The sequence below is a fragment of the Bradyrhizobium sp. SHOUNA76 genome (genome assembly GCF_023006445.1).
Lineage (GTDB): Bacteria > Pseudomonadota > Alphaproteobacteria > Rhizobiales > Xanthobacteraceae > Bradyrhizobium.
Window position 1 is genome coordinate 1 of the sequence record NZ_JALBHA010001005.1, and the last position, 844, is coordinate 844.

Below are 844 nucleotides of genomic sequence, written 5' to 3' on the forward strand. Positions count from 1 at the left end.
AAGGACGTCGCGCGCGCCGCTCGGCTTGCAGAAGCGCAAGGCGGCAAGACGCGCGCGATCATGAAGCTGCTCGGCCGCGGCGCGCTGCTGCTGATCGGCGGTGCGTTCGATCTGGCGCTTTGGCTGCTCAGTGCGGCACTGACGCTGTTCGGCCTTCTCTCCTCCATCAAGGCGACGACCGAGCGCCTCACCCAGGCCTGGTGCGATCGCAGGCGGGCGCGGCGGCTTCGCCGGGCTCAGATCGCAGCCGAAGCCGCTCTGGCGGACGCTGCCGTCACGGCCTGAAGCGCGATTGCCATCGCGCCTGAGGTTATTGTTTGAGCATGATGTTGCCGGAAAACTGCTGCACGGTTTTCCGGATCGTGCTCTAAGATCAACCATTCCCCCTCAAGACCTCACGGAACTGATGATGCCGAGCTTTCACAACGGCGCCGTTGAAATTGCCTATCTCGATGAAGGCGAGGGCGATCCGATCATCCTGGTGCACGGCTTTGCCTCGAGCAAGAACGTGAACTGGGTCTATCCGACCTGGGTTTCGGAGCTGCGCAAGAACGGCCGCCGTATCATCGCGCTCGACAATCGTGGCCACGGCGAAAGCGCAAAGCTCTACGAGCCCGCGCAATATTCGATTCCCGTGATGGCCGGCGACGTGCTCGCACTGATGGATCATCTCGCCATCCCGCAGGCCGACATCATGGGCTATTCGATGGGCGGACGGATGGCGGCGTGGCTATCCCTCAACGAGCCGCAGCGCCTGCGCTCGGCGATCCTCGGCGGCATCGGCATCGGCGGCCTGATCGAGGGCACCGGCCCCGGCGAGAACGTCGCCAATGGCGACGTTCTC

Annotated in this window: 1 protein-coding gene and 1 pseudogene; both read left to right on the forward strand. The window is 64.2% G+C overall.

The annotated features are described in order from the left end of the window. A pseudogene (locus MOV74_RS39300) lies at positions 1-285 on the forward strand (hypothetical protein); the annotation flags it as partial. Between the two features lie 124 nt (positions 286-409). Beyond that, positions 410-844: alpha/beta fold hydrolase (locus MOV74_RS39305; RefSeq protein ID WP_246933004.1), on the forward strand; the 435-nt coding region annotated here is incomplete at its 3' end.